Source organism: Paenibacillus barcinonensis, from assembly GCF_003217495.1.
GTDB lineage: Bacteria > Bacillota > Bacilli > Paenibacillales > Paenibacillaceae > Paenibacillus > Paenibacillus barcinonensis.
The window spans coordinates 173,484-193,293 of record NZ_QJSW01000001.1; the positions used below are offsets into that span (position 1 = coordinate 173,484).

The 19,810-nt window shown below is 49.0% G+C and carries 20 protein-coding genes; 2 read left to right on the forward strand and 18 right to left on the reverse strand.

All coding sequences use genetic code 11. The features are described from left to right. Positions 1–80: 80 nt before the first annotated feature. The 10 genes from rnc to DFQ00_RS00875 all read right to left on the reverse strand — a co-directional run bounded on the left by rnc (position 81) and on the right by DFQ00_RS00875 (position 8,184). Positions 81–779 carry a ribonuclease III gene (gene rnc, locus DFQ00_RS00830; protein WP_110893220.1) on the reverse strand — a complete coding sequence of 233 codons (699 nt, stop codon included), beginning with the start codon at positions 777–779 and terminating at the stop codon, positions 81–83. Between the two features lie 13 nt (positions 780–792). Continuing rightward, positions 793–2,031: a beta-ketoacyl-ACP synthase II gene (fabF, locus tag DFQ00_RS00835; protein WP_110893222.1), complete on the reverse strand. Its 1,239-nt coding sequence runs from the start codon at positions 2,029–2,031 to the stop codon at positions 793–795. A gap of 175 nt (positions 2,032–2,206) precedes the next feature. After that, positions 2,207–2,440, reverse strand: a complete 234-nt coding sequence (acpP, locus tag DFQ00_RS00840; RefSeq protein ID WP_024630176.1) for an acyl carrier protein — start codon at positions 2,438–2,440, stop codon at positions 2,207–2,209. A 151-nt stretch (positions 2,441–2,591) separates the two neighbouring features. After that, entirely contained in the window at positions 2,592–3,341 is a 750-nt protein-coding gene (gene fabG, locus DFQ00_RS00845) for a 3-oxoacyl-[acyl-carrier-protein] reductase (protein WP_110893224.1), read from the reverse strand. A 151-nt stretch (positions 3,342–3,492) separates the two neighbouring features. Further along, complete coding sequence (gene fabD, locus DFQ00_RS00850; protein ID WP_110893227.1) at positions 3,493–4,434, reverse strand: ACP S-malonyltransferase; 942 nt, start codon at positions 4,432–4,434, stop codon at positions 3,493–3,495. A 26-nt stretch (positions 4,435–4,460) separates the two neighbouring features. Continuing rightward, the gene (locus tag DFQ00_RS00855) at positions 4,461–5,450 is read right to left on the reverse strand and encodes a beta-ketoacyl-ACP synthase III (protein WP_110894025.1); all 990 of its coding nucleotides are present in this window, start codon (positions 5,448–5,450) and stop codon (positions 4,461–4,463) included. Between the two features lie 8 nt (positions 5,451–5,458). Beyond that, positions 5,459–6,454 (reverse strand): phosphate acyltransferase PlsX, encoded by a 996-nt coding sequence (gene plsX, locus DFQ00_RS00860; RefSeq protein ID WP_110893229.1) that lies wholly within the window; start codon positions 6,452–6,454, stop codon positions 5,459–5,461. Next, on the reverse strand, positions 6,451–7,068 hold the full coding sequence (fapR, locus tag DFQ00_RS00865) for a transcription factor FapR (RefSeq protein WP_110893231.1): 618 nt from the start codon (positions 7,066–7,068) through the stop codon (positions 6,451–6,453). Before fapR ends, plsX begins: the two co-directional genes overlap by 4 nt. 370 nt (positions 7,069–7,438) lie before the next feature. After that, entirely contained in the window at positions 7,439–7,612 is a 174-nt protein-coding gene (gene rpmF / locus DFQ00_RS00870) for a 50S ribosomal protein L32 (protein WP_090923906.1), read from the reverse strand. 65 nt (positions 7,613–7,677) lie between these two features. Continuing rightward, the gene (locus tag DFQ00_RS00875; protein WP_110893233.1) at positions 7,678–8,184 is read right to left on the reverse strand and encodes a YceD family protein; all 507 of its coding nucleotides are present in this window, start codon (positions 8,182–8,184) and stop codon (positions 7,678–7,680) included. A 654-nt stretch (positions 8,185–8,838) separates the two neighbouring features. Here DFQ00_RS00875 and DFQ00_RS00880 point away from each other — a divergent pair. Further along, positions 8,839–10,083, forward strand: a complete 1,245-nt coding sequence (locus DFQ00_RS00880; protein ID WP_110893235.1) for a nucleotidyltransferase — start codon at positions 8,839–8,841, stop codon at positions 10,081–10,083. A 98-nt stretch (positions 10,084–10,181) separates the two neighbouring features. On the opposite strand, the gene DFQ00_RS00885 is transcribed toward DFQ00_RS00880, so the two are convergent. After that, positions 10,182–11,222, reverse strand: a complete 1,041-nt coding sequence (locus DFQ00_RS00885) for a SepM family pheromone-processing serine protease (protein WP_110893237.1) — start codon at positions 11,220–11,222, stop codon at positions 10,182–10,184. Positions 11,223–11,469: 247 nt separating this feature from the next. Here DFQ00_RS00885 and DFQ00_RS00890 point away from each other — a divergent pair, with 247 nt between their 5' ends. Further along, complete coding sequence (locus DFQ00_RS00890; RefSeq protein ID WP_110893239.1) at positions 11,470–12,840, forward strand: nucleoside recognition domain-containing protein; 1,371 nt, start codon at positions 11,470–11,472, stop codon at positions 12,838–12,840. Here DFQ00_RS00890 and coaD read toward each other — a convergent pair. The 7 genes from coaD to lacZ all read right to left on the reverse strand — a co-directional run bounded on the left by coaD (position 12,818) and on the right by lacZ (position 19,717). Next, positions 12,818–13,324: a pantetheine-phosphate adenylyltransferase gene (gene coaD / locus DFQ00_RS00895; RefSeq protein ID WP_110894027.1), complete on the reverse strand. Its 507-nt coding sequence runs from the start codon at positions 13,322–13,324 to the stop codon at positions 12,818–12,820. The genes DFQ00_RS00890 and coaD overlap by 23 nt on opposite strands. A gap of 1 nt (position 13,325) precedes the next feature. Further along, positions 13,326–13,934: a 16S rRNA (guanine(966)-N(2))-methyltransferase RsmD gene (rsmD, locus tag DFQ00_RS00900; protein ID WP_110893241.1), complete on the reverse strand. Its 609-nt coding sequence runs from the start codon at positions 13,932–13,934 to the stop codon at positions 13,326–13,328. Positions 13,935–14,213: 279 nt separating this feature from the next. Then, positions 14,214–15,098 carry an AraC family transcriptional regulator gene (locus tag DFQ00_RS00910; protein WP_167433562.1) on the reverse strand — a complete coding sequence of 295 codons (885 nt, stop codon included), beginning with the start codon at positions 15,096–15,098 and terminating at the stop codon, positions 14,214–14,216. A 213-nt stretch (positions 15,099–15,311) separates the two neighbouring features. Next, complete coding sequence (locus tag DFQ00_RS00915) at positions 15,312–15,617, reverse strand: hypothetical protein (protein WP_110893245.1); 306 nt, start codon at positions 15,615–15,617, stop codon at positions 15,312–15,314. 54 nt (positions 15,618–15,671) lie between these two features. Then, entirely contained in the window at positions 15,672–15,989 is a 318-nt protein-coding gene (locus DFQ00_RS29390; RefSeq protein ID WP_208643734.1) for a hypothetical protein, read from the reverse strand. A 138-nt stretch (positions 15,990–16,127) separates the two neighbouring features. Then, positions 16,128–16,433, reverse strand: coding sequence for a hypothetical protein (locus DFQ00_RS00925; protein WP_110893249.1), 306 nt, complete (start codon positions 16,431–16,433; stop codon positions 16,128–16,130). Positions 16,434–16,666: 233 nt separating this feature from the next. Beyond that, positions 16,667–19,717: a beta-galactosidase, LacZ type gene (gene lacZ / locus DFQ00_RS00930; protein ID WP_110893251.1), complete on the reverse strand. Its 3,051-nt coding sequence runs from the start codon at positions 19,715–19,717 to the stop codon at positions 16,667–16,669. Positions 19,718–19,810 lie beyond the last annotated feature (93 nt).

Sequence of the window (19,810 nt, forward strand, 5' to 3'; positions counted from 1 at the left end):
AGTCCGGCCAATTACTTCCGCCGGGGCGGACCCGCGGGCTGCTCTTTGCTCTTCGTTTGTCTATGCGCCGCCTGGTTCGTTCAGGCCTCCGGAAGCTTCAATCGTTCAAGCGCCGCGGATGCTGCCTGTTGTTCCGCTTCTTTCTTGGAACGTCCCGTACCTCGGCCAAGCCGTTCCTGACCCATATGGACCTCCGAGACAAACTCACGTTCATGGGCTGGTCCCCGCTCCTCTACGATCCGGTATTCCAGAGCCCCCATATTGTGATGCTGTGTAAGCTCCTGCAGCTCTGTTTTGTAATCGCTCATTTGCAGCTTGCTGCCAACGACGATTAACGGAAACACATGCTGATCCAGAAATGCCCGCACAGGCTCAAGACCCTGATCAAGATATAATGCACCGATAAATGACTCGAACACATCCGCGAGAAGAGCTGGACGTGTACGTCCTCCGGTTAATTCCTCACCTTTTCCAAGAAGTACATATTGTCCAAAACCGAGCGCTTCAGCAAATTTGACGAGGGAAGGTTCGCAGACAATGGATGCCCGCATCTTTGTCAGCTCACCCTCCGGACGGTTAGGATACAGATGATACAAGTACTCCGATACAGTCAGCTCCAATACAGCATCGCCCAGAAACTCCAGACGTTCATTATCCTGATGTTGACTGAACCGATGTTCGTTTACATAAGAAGCATGGGTAAACGCTTGTTTTAGAAGCTGTCTGTTGTCAAATTTGATTTGAAGTTTTTGTTGTAACTGCTTCAGATCTTCACTCAAACGAACTAGCCCCTTATGCTTCAAATTTTTTGAGAATAATGGTCGCGTTGTGACCGCCAAAACCAAATGAATTCGACATCGCCACATTTACTTTGGTTTGACGCGGAACGTTCGGTACATAGTCCAGATCACATTCAGGGTCCTGGTTCTCCAGATTAATCGTCGGAGCCAGCGTCTGATGTGCCAGAGACAATCCACAGATCACGGCTTCAACACCACCCGCAGCACCAAGCATATGACCTGTCATGGATTTGGTAGAGCTTACTGCGAGCTTGTACGCATGATCGCCAAACGCTTTTTTGATGGCGAGCGTTTCTGAACGATCTCCAACAGGCGTTGACGTTCCATGTGCATTGATGTAATCCACTTCTTCCGGCTTAATGCCTGCATTGCGAAGTGCCATCGTCATGCAACGCGCCGCTCCATCCGGATCCGGTTCTGTCATATGATGCGCATCACCCGTCAGACCATAACCAATGACCTCACCATAGATACGCGCTCCGCGTGCCTGAGCATGCTCCAGCGATTCCAGAATCAGAACACCTGCACCCTCACCCATAACAAATCCGTCGCGACCTGTATCGAAAGGACGACTCGCTTTTGCAGGATCATCATTACGTGTAGACATCGCACGCATAGCACAGAAGCCTGCCAATCCCGTAGGACGGATGGTTGCTTCCGCACCACCGCAGATCATCGCATCTGCATCCCCGTTCGCAATCAGCTTGAATGAATCGCCAATGGAATGTGTTCCTGTAGCACAAGCGGTAACCACGTTAATATTCGGACCTTTCGCACCCAATGAAATCGACATCTGGCCCGAGGCCATGTTGGAGATCATCATCGGGATAAAGAACGGGCTGACACGTTTGGGACCCTTTTGAAGAAGTGCATTGTGCTGGTCTTCCCAGGTTCCCAGGCCACCAATTCCTGAACCAATGGATACGCCAAAACGCTCTGCATCAATGTTCTCGTTAATTTTCAAGCCACTGTCCTCTACGGCCTTGAAGCCGGCAGCTACAGCGAACTGAACGAAACGGTCCATTTTGCGCGCTTCCTTACGATCCATGTACTCTTCTGGGTTGAAATCCTTGATCTCGGCTGCAATCTGTGTCGTGTATTCACTAACATCAAACGCCTCAATCTGAGAGATTCCGGACTTGCCTGCCATTAAACTGCCCCAGAACGTTTCTAAATCTTTTCCGAGCGATGTCATTACGCCCATTCCGGTAATTACGACTCTTTGTTTCAACCGACTCACCTCTATATCGACTGCATTACGCAAGTATTTTGTGGGAATAGCCGCAGACGAGTATGCATGGCGTCTTTCCGAAGATAAACGAAGCAGCTCGTCTGCGGGATGTGAAAAACCAATGAATGATGAGAAGTCCCGCCTGTTTGACAACAGGAGCGGGACTGAATTGACTTTAGGTATGAGATTGTATGTAGTTTACAACTTCACCTACGGTCGTAATTTTTTCTGCATCTTCATCAGAGATTTCCAAATCGAATTCATCTTCCAATTCCATGACCAATTCCACTACATCCAAAGAATCAGCACCCAAATCTTCTTTGAAAGATGCTTCAAGTGTAACTTCAGCTTCGTCTGCGCCCAAGCGGTCGACGACGATGCGTTTTACACGCTCCAATACATCGGACATCCGGTTCACCTCCTCCTTGGTATTATACGAGAATCGCAGGCAAAATGCCATAGAAGACATATGCGGCTCCCGGCCGGGGAACCCGGCCTTTTTCCGGCATTTCGGATCGTCCAGCGCCTGTTCCCCGACTTTGATTCAAGTCCAGGAATTTTTACATGTACATGCCGCCATCAACATGCAGCGTCTGGCCTGTCATATAAGACGAAGCCTCAGATGCAAGGAATGTAACCACACCGGCAATTTCATCCGGCTGTCCCAGACGTGATAACGGAATGCCGCTAAGCATACCATCAACCAGTTCCTGAGACAACTCCTTTGTCATATCGGTTTCGATGAACCCTGGTGCAACACAGTTTACGGTAATTCCGCGAGAAGCCAGCTCACGTGCAGAGGCTTTGGTCAAACCAATAACACCAGCCTTGGCTGCAACATAGTTCGCTTGTCCGGGATTACCGAGCACGCCCACGACAGAAGAAATGTTAATGATTCTTCCTGAGCGCTGCTTCATCATTGGACGAGTAACTGCCTTGAGGCAGTTAAATACCCCTTTGAGATTCGTTTCGATAACTTGATCGAACTCCTCTTCTTTCATACGCATAATCAGATTGTCCCGCGTAATTCCGGCATTGTTTACCAGAATATCAACGTTTCCCCACGCTTCAAGCGTCGTTTTGACCATCTGTTCCGCCTCAGCCATCAGACCTACATTCGCCTGAATTGTAATGGCCTGTACCCCTTTAGCGCGAATCTCTTCCGCTACAACTTCTGCGGCAGCCTGACTCCCCGCATAGTTGACAGCTACATTTGCACCAGCTTCAGCCAAAGCAAGTGCAATGCTGCGACCAATACCACGCGATGCTCCAGTTACCAATGCATTTTTACCTGCTAACGGTTTAGACATAACCATTCCTCCTCTCTCTGAATCTACACAAGTTGAACTTGGGTTATTTACACAAGCACCAAGGTGACAGAATAACCTTCCAATCGCTGTTAACCCCAGGTTTTTCTGTCCTCTCCGTTAAAGGGTAAACAAATAGTTCTACTTAGGTGATTTAATTAGTATTTTTAAGGTCAGCAGCAGTTACTTCCAACGCTTCAAGACTGTTAACATTGTATAACTTTACGGTTTTATCTGTTTTTTTAATCAAACCGGTTAATACACTGCCTGAGCCAATCTCGATAAACGTATCCACACCTTGCTCAATGAGCCATGTCACACTGTCTTCCCATAAAACCGGAGAATAGACCTGTGTCGTCAGCAATTGTTGGAATTGTCCTTCTTCCGCAGGACGAGCTGTAACATTGGCTACCACAGGAACCTGTGCAGGTGAGAACGTAACGGTGCTCAGCTTGTCTGCCAGCTTCTCTGCTGCGCCTTTCATTAATGAAGAGTGGAACGGACCACTCACTTCAAGTGCAATAGCACGTTTACCGCCCGCTTCTTTTACCCGTTCCGAAACGGCAGCAACGCCTTCTTTTACACCCGAAATGACGATCTGCCCAGGACAATTGATGTTGGCAAGTTCTACTGCATGACCACTCTCGGACACATCACGGCAAAGCACCCCCAGCGCTTCCCGATCTGCACCCAGAACAGCAGCCATTGCTCCTTGTCCCCCTGGAACAGCCTCTTCCATATATTGACCACGCGCCCGAACAATCTGAACCGCATCCTTGAAAGAGAGAACACCCGCCGCTACCAATGCGCTGTATTCACCCAAACTATGTCCTGCTGTATAGTCAGGCTCAATCCCATTTTCTTTGAATGCCTCCAGCAAAGCGATACTTGCTGTAAGCAGAGCCGGCTGTGTATTGGATGTCTGTTTCAGCTCGGTCTCTGGCCCTTCAAAGATCAGGCCACTCAGCGAGAAGCCCAATGCTTCATCCGCTGTGCGAAAAATTTCGGTGGCAGCAGGCACAGACTCATACGCATCCTTCGCCATACCTACAGTCTGTGACCCCTGTCCAGGGAATACAAAAGCAATTTTACCCATGTCATTTCATCCTCCAGCTGTCTAGTTTACCATACGAGTACGGATGCGCCCCATGTCAAACCGCCGCCGAAACCAACCATCAAAACGGTATCTCCAGCTTTCATGCGTCCTTCTTCAGCAGCTTCAACCAGTGCCAGCGGAATGGATGCAGCCGAAGTATTCGCATATTTGTGCACATTCACAACCACTTTCTCTTCAGGAAGCTCAAGCCGTTGCATTGCGGATTGAATGATACGAACATTCGCCTGATGCGGCACGAACAAATCAACGTCCGAACGATCCATACCGGCTTTGCGAAGCACCTCAATTGTGGCAGTCCCCATTACACGAACCGCAAATTTAAACACTTCACGACCATTCATGTAGATATAATGCTTTTTATTCTCAACTGTCTCTGCACTTGCTGGCAGACGCGAACCTCCGCCTTCGATCTGAAGCAGACTGCCGCCTGCGCCTTCAGCACCGAGATCAAATGCTTTGAAGCCGCGACCTTCCGGTACTTCACCGACAATAACTGCGCCGGCTCCATCCCCGAAGAGCACACAAGTGTTGCGGTCTGTGTAATCTGTAATGCGTGACAAGCAGTCTGCACCAATGACGAGCGCATTGTTGTACATTCCACTCTGGATAAAGCTTGTCGCTGTTGCAAGGCCGTAGACAAAACCGGAGCAGGCAGCGGACAGATCGAATGCAGCAGCTCCTTTTGCTCCCAGTTTATCTTGCAGAATGCAGGCTGTCGAAGGGAACGCAGAGTCCGGTGTAATGGTTGCAACGATGATCAGATCCAGATCACTGCCCGTCATACCTGCGGATTCTAGCGCTTTTAACGCCGCCTCATAGGCCAGATCGGATGTCGCTTGATCCGGTGCAGCGATGTGTCGCTCCTTAATACCTGTACGGCTGACAATCCACTCGTCATTGGTATCTACCATTTTTTCCAGATCACTATTTGTCAAAATTTTCTCAGGCACATATTTACCTGTTCCAATAACCCCTACCGGGCGCAAATTATTCATATCGTCACTCACTTCCCGCTAATTTCCTTAGATATGCTGTCCACCAGCTGATTTTGTACTGCAATGCGTGCCTGACGCACTGCGTTTTTGATGGCATTGCCATCAGCCGATCCATGGCTTTTCACGACCAGCCCGCTCAAACCGAGCAGCGGGGCACCGCCGTGCTCCGTGTAATCCAGCTTGCTTTTTAAGCCACGCAGCTCTGGCATCAGCATAGCGGCAGCCAATTTATTTTTAAAAGATGAAGTAAACTTTTCTTTGAGCAGACCAAAAATTGCTCCGGCCGCACCTTCCAGTGATTTCAGCAGAATGTTGCCTGCAAATCCATCACATACCAGCACATCGCAAGCTCCCGTAAGCACATCACGCGCCTCAACATTGCCGACAAAACGAATCGGCAGCTGCTCCAGCAGCGGATAAGCATGCTTGGTTAGCTCGTTGCCCTTGCCAGCCTCTGTTCCGACATTGAGCAAGCCCACCCGAGGGGAAGCAATACCCTGCACCTTTTGTCGGTACAAACTGCCCATCAACGCATATTGCGCCAAATGTTCCGGCTTGGCATCCATGTTCGCACCAAGGTCAAGTGCAAGCACGCCCACATCATCCATCGTTGGAATCATAGGGGCAAGTGCCGGGCGCTCGATGCCTTCCATACGACCTACCACGAGCAATCCTGCAGTCATTAACGCTCCGGTATTGCCAGCAGAGATCATAGCATCCGCTTCACGCTCTTTGACCATTCGTCCCGCAACGACCATCGAGGAATCCTTCTTACGTCTCACCGCTCTTACCGGCTCATCCTCCGCACCAATAACTTCGGAAGCATGCCGAACGCTCAAGTTGGCCGGTCTTGCTCCTGACTGACTTAAAAGAGGTTCAAGCTGGGCTTCATCGCCAACCAGGACGATCTCTGTATCCGTCCATTCCGCAGCGGCAGCAACAGCGCCTTCTACGGTTGACGCAGGGGCGTTGTCTCCCCCCATCGCATCAATGACGATCCTCATTCCAAATGCCCTCCTTCTTTGCTGTCTTCTCCACCTGAATGATAGATAACAAAATTGCCCTGGAACACCATTTCTTCGCCCACATAAGTGAATACTTCAACCTTGGCTTTACCCTTCTGTCCAGGGATTGATTTCACATAAGCTTTGGCAATGCATTTCTCGCCTAGACGAACCGAGCGCACGAAACGTATATCAGCTGAAGCCGTTAACGCGATCTCATCATTAATAACGGCTACGGCCAGTGAGTTGGCTTGTGCGAAAACGTAGTGCCCACGCGCAATGCCTGTTCTGGAGAACACATGCTCTTCCTTGATCTCAAATAGCGATATGCCGCTCTTGTCCAGCTGCAAATCCACGATATCACCGATAATCTCGTGCAGGGGCAAAGAGCGCACCTGATCATACGAGCGCTCTGCCATCAGCTTCATACGTTCCCGAAGCTCAGGTATTCCGAGTTCCAGTCTATCAAGACGAATCGTCTGAATACTTACCTTTAATTGACGTGTAAGCTCCTGATCGGTCACAAACGGGTTCTCATCTATCATTTTCGTTAATTGCTGTTGCCTCTGTCTCTTCGGTAATCGCTCGATGCCTGACACCCCCTGCTGTATCATTTCCAAAACCACTCTATGACTCGTTCACCCTTCGAATCCCGCATCTCTATACAATTCAATCTCCGATCAACCAGAGCTGTTTCTGACGAAAGTATATGTTTATCTGTATGTAACGTCAAATCTTAGAACCTGGTACTAAACTATAGTATATCTCATCCTGTGTCAAAAAGAAAGGCTGGTCTCACAAAAACCATATCCCTTCAGCAAAGTGTTCTGTGACCATTTCATTTAACATCGAACGGCCCGCCACAATCGGATTTCTGTTCAATTCACACCGAGTCCAACAGCTCCCATACGTGATGTATTCCAACCCTGCAAGCACAAAAAAGCAGCACCTCATCAAAATGAAGTGCTGCTCCATGTCTAGCTATTATTGAGAGATGATCTCTCTTGCTTTGTACGTTCCGCACACTTTGCACACGTGGTGAGCAAGCTTCAATTCGCCGCATTGTTCACATTTCACCATGCCCGGTACAGCCAATTTAAAGTGAGTGCGACGTTTGTCGCGACGCGTCTTGGACGTTCTCCGTTGAGGTACTGCCATTATTCCCACCTCCTTATCAAAATCAACCTTTGCAGGTAGTTGTTACGTTCGATTTTCAATCATGCTCATTTAAAAAAATCCTTGAGTCCTGCAAGCCGCGGATCAATAACCTGGTTATCACAACCGCAGTCACCTTCGTTCAGCTCATGGCCACACTTGGGACAAAGTCCCTTACATGTATCGCTGCAGAGCGGCACAAACGGAAGATCCAGCAGAAAAGCTTCCTCGGCATAACCTTTCAGATCAACGCTATCCTCATCCACATAGAGGGTATCATCATCTTCCGGCAATTGCTCCGGCTGTTTTCCCTGCTTGAATTGCTCATGAAAATCAATATGAAAATGTTCACTTAGCGGCTTGAGACAACGGGAGCATAACATGTCCGCCCCTACCGTCAGTTTGCCATGAACATCCACAACGTTCCCCTCTCTGATCTCTGCAGACAAATCCGCAGTCAGCGGGGTAACGGCTGTGATATCTTGTCGGTTAGAAACCAGATGTTTGATATCCCACTGTTCGTTAAGATGCAGGGGGCGATCACTGGTTGCCACTTTGCGAAATGGCATTAACATGTTTCATCACTCCAAACGAAACCAATTTCATAAATAGTTGTCCAGACGAATGGCGGCAATATACAGTTCAAGATGATCCTAATATGTGCGTTCATTCCTGACTGTATGTAATCCGGTTTTCAATCGCAGATAGATTTATGAAATTGACTTAACAAACAAAAATCATTATACCGATTTCTGAAGAGGTTTGTCAACACTTTTAACTTTACACCCTATCCGAAAACCGATATTGCTGATGAAGTCATCACATCTAAACTATTATAGACTTCCTGCACCATAACTACAAGTCATGTTTATCATCGACATCTCCAGCAATTTTGCGCCATAAATCCGTCACGAAGCGTTAACACATGATGCATTCTGTGTCACACAGCTTATCGCGTCTGCCCATGCTGCTGCTTTTGTCTCTTTGTTGTCTATGTCTTGATGTAATTTGCTCTAATTCAAGCTCTCCTCTATGATGGAAGAGGCATGGACATGGATCAACCGCTGGCTGGTTCGTCAAGCTGATATGTTGTAATTGAGAACGTACATTTTCAAGCTCTTATTATTTGCGCGTCTACATAGAAGTTCAGAATCGCAACGTTATCCGTTTGGGGTCTATTTTCAGAAAAAATAATTTATACACACAATAATGGAAAGGAGCATCCGCTTATGAAAGCTGTAGGCGTTATTGTGGAATATAACCCGATGCACAATGGACATGTGCATCATCTGAATGAAGCGCGGCGGCTTAGCGGAGCAGACGCCGTTGTCGCTGTGATGAGCGGCCCTTTTCTCCAGCGTGGCGAACCCGCCATCGTTGGTAAAAGGGCACGCACCGAGATGGCGCTGCATTCGGGCGCCGATCTGGTGCTTGAGCTGCCGGTTGCCTACGCAGTTCAACCGGCTGAGTGGTTTGCCTATGGTGCGGTATCGCTGCTGCACCGCACCGGGGCTGTGGACTCGCTCTGCTTCGGCAGCGAGTCCGGTGACATCGACAGCCTGCAGCGCATTGCGCGCGTGCTGGCTGTTGAGCCCGCAGGGCTGCGCGAGGATATCGCGCGCCGCCTGCGGGAAGGCGCCAGCTACCCCGCCGCGTACGCTGGCGCGGCGGCAGCGCTGGCGCCAGGCGGCGTCGATGCTGACGACGCCGCGGCACTGCTGGAGCAGCCCAACAATTCGCTTGGGCTGCACTACCTCATCGCGCTGCAGCGGCTAGGCAGCGCGATCCAGCCCTTGACGGCGGCGCGTACCGGTGCCGCCTATCACCAGGCGACGCCCGGCCCGGGGGCGATCGCCAGTGCCACAGCCGTCCGCCGCCTGCTGCTGGCGGACGGCCCTGCCGCCGCCGCACCATACGTGCCGGCGGCTACTCTTGCCATTCTGCAGCGCGAATGGCAGGAGGGACGCGCTCCCATACACTGGGAGCGTTTTGCACAGCCGCTGCTGCACATCGCGGCTACCCGCCGTGCCTGCGAGCTGGAACGCATCGCCGAAGTCACGGAAGGGCTGGAGCATCGGCTCCTTCGTGCACTCGCCCAGCTCAAGGAGCCTTCCGTCGAAGCTCTCCTGAATGCGCTCAAAACAAAGCGATACACGCGCACCAAGCTGCAGCGCATGCTGGCCCACCTGCTCCTGAATCACACCAAGCATGAGTGTGCCCCGGAGCAGCTAGCTGAAGGACCCGGATATTTGCGTGTCCTCGGGTTCACATCAGCGGGACAACACCTGCTCAAAATAATGAAAAAAACAGCGGCCTTGCCGATCGTGATAAAGCCCTCAACATTCACACATCATCAGCTGGAACTCGACATTCAGGCGCAGGCCGCTTATGCTCTCGCGTATAAGCAAGGTCATTCACCTGACATATCACGTGCCATGTACAGTGATTACTACGAGTCGCCAGTACGAATCTAGATGATCTTCCCACCCTCCAGCACATTTCCACCCATTAAAAAATCCCTTGTTGCGTCAGCTGGACAACGCTGAAGCAACAAGGGATTTAATCATTCCGTTCAAGAGTTCACGGACAAGGTATTCAGATAATTCAGAGCATCATCAAGTGTGCTGACAGGCACAAGCTTCATGCTGGTATGAATTTCTTTGGCTTTGGCTTCGGCTTCCTTGTAATTGTCCTTGGGTACGAAAAATATTTCGGCCTTTTTACGGTCAGCGGCTACAATTTTATGCTGCACACCACCAATTGCCCCTACAACACCATCTTTCGTAATCGTGCCTGTTCCCGCAATCCGATGCCCTTTCGTCAAATCACCCGGCGTCAGCTGATTGTAAATCTCCAGTGTAAACATCAACCCGGCAGAAGGCCCGCCCACCTGGGTGCTTGTAAATGTAATCTGTTTATTTGCATCTTCAGGCTTGACCTTCTGCACAGCACCGATCATCACTCCGAGTCCCGGTCGGGTTTTTCCCGTCTGACTGTCCTTGACCTCAACCAGCGTGATGTCCTTGCTAATCGTCTCACCGCCGCGTTCGAGCTGCATCTCCACCGTATCTCCGGCCTTTTTCCCATTGAGCTGCTCCGCCAGAACTGTATTATCCGGGGTAGCTGTACCGTTCACACCCAGAATAATGTCACCCGGCTCAATATCCCCATCCGGTTTCGGGTCCTCCGAAAGACCAAATACGAAGATATGCTCCGGCACGATGGAATACGCAACACCAGCTTTCTCATATGCAGCTTCCATCGCAGAGGATTGTGAATCACTCATGAACCACACCTGTTCAGCGGAATATTCCGCCTCGCTTTTGCCGCGAAGACGATCTTCCTTTTTATCCACTTGCGCATTTTTATCAAACAACGAGGTTCCTAGCAAAAATAAATTTGCATATGTCGCCGACACGGTTGTCATCATGAATACGCCTCGTTCATCCCGGTCACCGTGCTTTACGGTAACCATCGGTTTAACTTCATCCGCGCTGCCAGGTGTATATATGATATACGGCGTTGGCATATACACGGTAAGATAGACGATCAGAGCCACCGTGATCACATAGATCGAAGCTCTGAAACCGCCCGTTTTGCGGATTCGATTCATCCCATGAGCCTCCGTTCCATCTCCCCAAGATATGCTTGCGTGTAACTGTTTAGCTCATCTTATTTTCCTAATTTAATGTGCTTTTCATTCTAACACCTTGGCACTCCTGCATACAATGGTACAGGCCGGGCAGGCCGCTGCTTTTTGGCAGTCTGTCTGGTCAAGGCCGAGCCGTTTACGGACGTGCTTCGGCCGTCCACAATAATGTGAATGCCGCTCAAGGCGCATTTAATAAAGAGGTGAGACCATGGGTGTATCAAGTGAGATTCGAAGCACAGGTGTGTTACGCACCCTGTTTCTGAGCAGCAGTGCGCTAATACTTGTTATTGCAGTAGTCGCCTCTCCTAAAGAAGCATTTGACGCCTCCATCCAGGGACTCGATATCTGGTGGAAAATCGTATTCCCCGCCATGCTGCCCTTCCTGATGTTGTCGCAAATGCTGACTGCCTTTGGCTTCACCCACGCCATCGGAGTGCTGCTGGAGCCCTTGATGAAGCGTTTGTTCAAATTGCCCGGCAACGCCGGTTTTGCTCTTGCTGTAGGTATGTGTGGAGGGTTCCCTGCCGCCGCTGATGCGGTGTCTCATCTGATTCAGGATAAGCAAATGACCGCCAGACAGGCGGTTATCGTTGTTGCCACAGCTCACTTTGCAAATCCGATGATGATTCTGCTCGTTATAGGGGCCGCTTTCCTTCATCAGCCTGCAGCCGGGTATTTCCTGCTGGCTATACACTGGATTAGCGGCTGGATTGCAGCAGCCGTAGTCGTCCGATTGCAGCCTGCCGCTCGCAAGGACAGCCTCAAGTCAGGCTCAACGTCCATTTCGATGTCTACCCCTGCAACAAAATATACCGCTATCCCACCAGCTCAACATCAAGATCAGATAACCGAGAAACCGTCATCCTCCTTATCTCAAGCAACCTTTGAACCATCTCAAGCGCCCCATAAGCCAGGTGTATTCACCCGCATGCTGCAGGCCGCCAGAGAAGCACACAGCCGGGATGCGCGGGGGTTCGGCAAACTGCTCGGTGACACAGTCTCCCATGCCGTACAAACGTTAATGTTAACCGGAGGGTACATTATCGTTTTCGCCGTATTCATCCGACTGCTTTCTCTGTATCTGACCCCTGGCATCTCGGCAGCACTGTGGCCCTCTATTCTTGAACTGCACCTGGGTACTTATCATATTAGCAAAGCCACCTTGGCCCCCTCCATGCTAATGGCCCTTCTGGCAGCAGCGCTCGGCTGGGGTGGAGTGTGCTCTCATTTACAAGTGACATCCATGCTAAGAAACGCCATGCCCGGACGCCAATCTGTACTGTATTTTGTACTCGTTCGGCTGGCACATGCCCTGACGTCCTTTGGCCTTGCACTCTGGCTATGGAATCCATTCAGCCAATATTCGACAGAAGCTTGGACTGCATGGCAGAACGGGGCAGCCAGCGAGTCACACCCTGTGCTGTTACAGTGGTTCAAGCATGCTTTTGACACCACCAGTACAATTCAGATTATCGGAAGCGCCTTCCCTGTCGCAGCCGCAAGCCTCAGCTTGCTTCTAGTCATTATGATTAGTTTATCAGGCATAACCCTGTGGCTTACCCGCCGCTTTTCTCGCTAATTTTCTGACGAAGTGCCGCTTCCACCTCAGGGGATACCAGATCGGTTACATCCCCGTGATAATGAGCAATTTCTTTCACAATGCTGGAGCTAAGGTAGGAGTATTTCGGATTGGTCATCATAAAAATCGTTTCCGCGTCCGGGTTCAGCTTGCTGTTGGTGGAAGCAAGCATCAGCTCATACTCAAAATCCGTCACAGAGCGAATGCCGCGAACAATGACCTGAGCTTCCTTTTGCCGCACATAATTGGCCGTCAGATCACGGAAGCTGTCCACCTCCACATTGGGCAGATCGCTGGTTACCGTTCGAATCAGTTCCTTGCGCTCCTCTACCGTAAAGAGTGGATTTTTGCTCATATTGTTCAATACCGCTACAATGACACGGTCAAACTGCTTCGATGCTCTTGCAATAATATCCAGATGCCCCATCGTTACGGGATCAAAGCTGCCTGGATATACAGCAATGCGTTCCTTCCGCTGAATCATTTCAGTCATGAGGAGCCTCCTCTTCTATGCTGCTGTTCTCGTCATCCGCTGAAGCATGTGGCACATATTCATATATGGATACCGCTGTCTCCCCATATACCGCCTTGCGCGTTTGCTCAAATGGCCCGAACTGCTCAGGATACTCATATTTCGATTCATATTCGAGCACAATGGTTGCATCTGGTACAAGCAGCTCCAGCTCGTGCATCATGAGCATCAGCTCATGTCCATTTTTCATACGATACGGCGGATCGAGAAACACCAGCTCAAACGCTGTGTTCCGCTTGGCAAGCGCTTTGAGCGCACGCCCGGCATCGTTACGATATACAGCCGCCTGATCCTCCAGCTTCGTAGCCTTCAGATTTGCACGGATTACCTCAATGCTTTTCGGTTCAAGATCAACAAAAACAGCCTTGTCCATGCCCCGGCTCAGCGCCTCGATGCCGAGACCCCCACTGCCCGCAAACAGATCCAATGCTGCTCCACCCTCAAAATAAGGGCCAATCATACTAAACAACGCTTCCTTCACCTTGTCCGTGGTCGGTCGCGTACCTGTGCCGGGAACAGCCTTCAGCGGCCTGCCCTTCGCACTTCCAGATACCACTCTCACAACTGAGTCACCTTTTCTCTCTATGTAAGTTTATTGATAAAGCTATCGTACCACAATCAGGTTCAGTTTGAAAAATACTGTTGACCAATATGTATAAAAAGGAAAGCCTTGGGCATTCTATAATTATCGACATCACAAGTGTCGTAGACAACCGCGGAGAAGACTTACGTTTCCCCATAAGCTCTTCATCCGGTTTCTCCTCTCCCATGAAAAAGAAGCTCTCGAAAGAGGGCTTCTTTTTGTTGTTGGAATGCTGACTGCTGATCATCTCTTAAAATATCAAATGTCATCAGCCTTTTTACGAACCGGAATCCACACTTCTGTGATGAAATCCTGCTGCCGATCATCAACCCAGACATATTTCTCGATACATGCTCCTTCCGCTTGTTCAAAACTCATTGACGGAAACCACTCGGTGTAGATTCGTCTCCAGACATCCATAATACTTAAATCAATTTCGACACCATCGGTCATCGTCCCGTGACTGTCAAAAACCGCATAGGTTTGATCCGGTATATGAAGAACGGTAAACCCATCCGGAACCTGAATATCATCCGGCACTTCTGCTCCCATTAAATAACGCCTCGAACCATCCTCAGCAAAATCAAAATGATAACCATATAGCAATGCGCCAGCAGGTCTCCCTAACAGCTCGTTAATCTGATCATGAGTCCCATCTTTCCAGATTTGCTCCACAAACACAGGGATCTCTTTGTACGCATCCTTATGGATGTCAACACTTTTTCCACATACAGTAGAGCCTTGTTCCTCAACCATCCGATAATTCATCTCGGTTTCCCCTCTAACCTGAATTTGAAAGGAGATTCGAGGGAAAGCTTTAAGCTTCACATTCATTTTCCTGGCCTCAAGCGGTGTTACCCCTTGCATTCTTTGAAATGCCTTCGTAAAAGCTGCCGGGCTCTCATAACCGTACTTCAGCGCGGCATCAATAACTTTACAATTCGTTCCCGCTAATTCCTGTGCAGCAAGCGTGAGCCTCCTGTTTCTCACGTATTGGGTCACGGTTACACCAGTTACTGCATGGAACATTCGTTGAAAATGGTACTTCGAACTCATCGCTGCCCTAGCGATGTCCTCAATCTCAATCGGCAGGTGCAAATGCTGTTCCACGTAATCAATGGACTGGCTCAGCAGCTTAAACATTTCCAGAATCTCTCATCTCCTTTCTCCTACAGTGTAAAAGAATCCCTGAATATCTTCTTGTTCAGAAATGCTCCAATTTGTCTATTCGTACAGAAAGAGATTCACTCTCATATGTATTGGTCGTCGAATTAATATAAAAGCAAAATAAGCTCCTTAGGAGCCTGATTTGCCTCATCTCTTTTTTTCTCCTCAACACCATCGTAATTCCGATATTCATAATCCATACTTCTCGCCCAGCTCTGCTTCCTCTTCCGTCTGCATCCATCCAATTTCCTTGAGCCAAATTCCCATATCCGAAGTGAATTCCTCTGTATCCAAGTGCTCAATCTTGTACTTCTTCATCTTTTCACCCAAAAATGTATAAAACGCATGGCTCAAGGCATGTCGCTGTTTGCTTACGCTCCAGGTCTTATAACGGTCTTCACTGACCGTCAGATCAAAGGAGATTACCCTTTCCGCCTTTACGTGCCTGACGCTGGAGTTACGTCCATATTCATCAGGCAGGCAGCTGTAACTCATCCGATAGCTCCGCAACCTTGGTCAGCCCTGACGTATCTGTTGTTTTGCCCGGAATCACAGCGTGCCCTCCTTATTCACTGCGAATGGAGCTGATTCCCGTGTAATGCGCTCTCTATGCTTTCTATTCGAAATCCGCATATTCCTTAATGGTATGATAAGCATGATAGCCGGTAAGATTGTAGTAGAGGACCAAGATTTAATGCTATAAACAACGATACATATTAAAGCAAGCCAAGTCATCATTTCTAAAATTTCGTATTTCGTCAACGTCACTTTAAACCCTTTTTTAGATATCAAACGGATTAAAAAATAAGCAAGCAAACTATAAAAAGCAAACATGCCGAGCAAAGCAAGAGCAACCAAGAAAATCATCATTCTGTATCACTCAATTCTTATTTTCCTTAATTTTACTACAGAAGCAGAGATATGTCTCCTCATGCTGGTCGGCCTTGCTCTGGACCGCCCGAACACTCGTCACTTTGCATCTAGCTCTCCATTCGCTTCACTGCTTTACTTCTCTTCCGTTACCACGGTTGCATTATAGATCACAATCCGTTTGCCATTCAGGTCAAAGAGCACCTTGTTACCATACTCCGTATCCTGAACATCAATCTTGCCTTCGTAACTCTGAATCAGCTCACCCGAGCTGCTGTATACCTTCACTACACGCTCCAGTCCTCCAGCATTATTGGATCGCATCGTTTTGAGTGCGCGCTCACCAGAAGCCGTATTGAAATACCAGATAAATGATCCAACAATAATACCCAGAACGACCAGCACCGTTACCCATACGCCCACTTTTGCTTTTTTGCTCATCCTGTTCCCTCCTTCATCTCTTTGTTTATGTACATTACGAGAACCGAACGAGAACGGTTTCAATCATACCTATGCTCCGTTGCCTGCCTCAATCTTCTACCCTCTCCTTTATTCAAAATAAAACAAAACAGAGGCCCTCATCATTGAGGAGCCTCTGCTTTGGCTTTTACTGCAAACTACGGCTTACAGACTTGAAATATAAGCCTGCGCACCGAGTTTTAATTAACCTTCTCTTACAGTGAACGAATGACAAATTCGAAGCTCAGCTCACCGTTGGAAGGGATTTGATATTCTGGATGCACCGGAGCGCCCCAGCTGTCGTCACCGCCAACACCCATTTGTTTGCCAGCTACGGTCACTACAGTATAGTGAACAGGTGGCAGTTCATATACATGCTGTGCATTTTCAAGTTCAAACGCTGTATATGGTGACACATTCAGCTCTACCGGAGCACCGGAAGCTTCTATCTTAAACCCGCATCCAGCATTGTCCGTCAGCTTGGCCCAGCGTACGCCTGTACGGTTACCCGACTCCTGTGGTACAAGATACGGAGCCATCGTGTCCGCAACCTTGCTGCCATGAATGCCGAGACGTGCACCAAATGCACGATCGGAGTAATTCTCCTCTGGTCCCATCGCCAGCCATTCCACATTTTCATAGTCCGGCGACGTTCTGAACGAAAGCGCGTGCATTGGCAGGTTCGGCAGACCCTCGGTGCCTTTGTACGTGTTATGCACATGCACACTGCCATCGGCAAGCACGGTATAGATCACTCTAACCTCTACATCTGTCGAGATGTTGAGTTTGTACGTGAACTCGATCCGGTATTGATCCGCACTCTGTTCATGCTTCCATTCCACACAACGAGGCAACAGGCTGGCAGCATACCATGCACCAAGCTCAAAGCCCATCGCGGTACCCTTATCATTGTCTGTCGTTGCACGCCAGAACAGTGGTGCAGGCGGGATTGCAATGGTTTCGCGGCCAGAGAATTTCAGGGAAACCAACGTTCCAAAGTGTTTGGAGAACAACACATGTGTTTGACCAACACGAACGCCGATGTTTACGTCGCCTTCAACCACCTGGATATTGCTCACAACGTTTTTGTCCGTTGTAACCGCTGCTTGGCTTCCTTCTTGAGTGAAAATAAACTGGCCAAATGCCACTTCGTCACCTTTGTCAGCCCATAATGTTGCTGCTTTGAGCACAAACGCCACGTTGACAGCATATTCGCCACCTTCAAGAGCCTTTGCATTCAAAGGAAGTTCAACTACGGTTTCACTTTCCGCACCAACATTCACATCCAGTGTGCCACGCAGCACTTCATGTCCTTCGCGCTCAAGGCTGTACACCAGTTCAAGCGCTGATGTATCTGCGAACAGGTTCTGGTTTACAATTTTAACGCCGTCACGGCTAGGGAACAGCTTGATATTCTGATACAGGAATTTAACCTCCTGCATTTTGGCCGTCACTTTACGATCTGCATGAACAATCCCGTTGCCACAGAAGGAATAATCCGATGGACGGTCTCCAAAGTCTCCACCATATGCCAAATATTCTTTACCGTAACGATCCTTTTTGTAGATGGATTGGTCGATGTAGTCCCAGATAAATCCACCCTGATACATCGGGTACCTGTCTTCAAGTTCCGTGTATTTATGCATACCACCGATGGAGTTACCCATGGCATGCATGTATTCACAGCTGATATATGGCTTGGTCGGATTATCGTTCAGGAATTCTTCGATGTCAGCCGGTTTCGCATACATCCGGGATTCCATGTCACTTGTGTCATTGAAACGACGATCGTGGAATACACCTTCATAATGAACCATCCGTGTTGGATCTGCTGATTTGAAATACTGTGACACTTTGTAGATCACTTCACCGCCATGAGATTCGTTACCGCAGGACCAGATCAGAATGGACGGATGGTTTTTGTCACGCTCCACCATGGAGATTGCACGATCCATAACAATGTCATGCCACTCTGGCTTGTCGCCAGGGATAACCCATGAAGGTTCTACCACGCCAAGCTTCTGCCAGGAGCCGTGAGTCTCCAGATTCATCTCGTCAATGACATAGAGCCCGTATTCGTCGCACAACTCGTACCACAGACTCTGATTTGGATAGTGTGATGTACGAACCGCGTTCATATTGTTCTGCTTGATCGTACGTACATCCCACAGCATATCTTCCTTCGTTACAGCACGTCCACGGCGCGGGTTAAACTCGTGACGATTTACGCCTTTGAACACGATACGTTTGCCGTTGATATGCATCACTTTGTCGATCATTTCGAATTTACGGAATCCAACTGCTTGCGGAACAACTTCCACAAGGTTGCCTGCTGCATCATATACACGGATATATAAACGATACAGATACGGAATTTCTGCACTCCAGAGGTTTACTTTACCGATTTCTTCTCGAAGTTGCACCAGACCATTACCCACTTCATTACCGCCCATACTTTTGACCGTATTTCCGTCCTTGTCCACAAGTTCAGCTTCGATCCGTGCACCTGCTGCCGCTTTTCCTTCCAGTTTCAAATCGAGTTCCAATGTTCCATTTGTATACGAAGCATCCAGATCCGTACGAACATGAACGTCACGAACGTGTGCAGCTGGCACGGTATACAGATATACATCTCTGAAAATACCGGAGAAACGCCAGAAGTCCTGATCCTCCAGCCAGCTGCCGGTGCTGCGTTGATATACTTCAACAGCCAGCTTGTTCTCTCCATCCTGAAGGAATGGTGTAAGGTCAAAGTCAGATGGTGTAAAGCTGTCTTCTCCGTAACCGACAAACTGCCCGTTCAGCCATACATAAAATGCCGATTCCACACCCTGGAATGAAATATATACCGGATTTGCTTCCCAGCCTGTTGGCAGATGGAATGTGCGAATGTAGCTACCCACCGCATTTTTGTCCTGTGGCAGTGCTGGTGGACGAAGCTCATTCAGACCGTCCCATGGATACTGTGTATTCACATATTGAATCTGTCCATATCCCTGAAGTTGAATATGTCCGGGCACTTCGATATCATCCCAACCCTCACTGGAATATTCAGAAGTATAGAACAGCTCAGGACGGCAATCTGGACGGATCGAATAGTTGAATTTCCAGGTTCCGTTCAGATCATAACGCATCGACATAGAAGCGTTAGCGACAGCCTCTTCCATCGTGCGGTAATAACGGTGATCAGAGTATGCGTGAAGACGGTTCACCTCAAATACACTTACATCTCCCAGCCAGTTGATATCTGCCTTTGTTGCTTTCATCGGCTCTCTCTCCCTCTTTAGAACGAATATCGTTTTGAGTTATTTCAAGCTTACAACAGAATGTACCTAATCTTTGCTTTATACAAAAAAGAC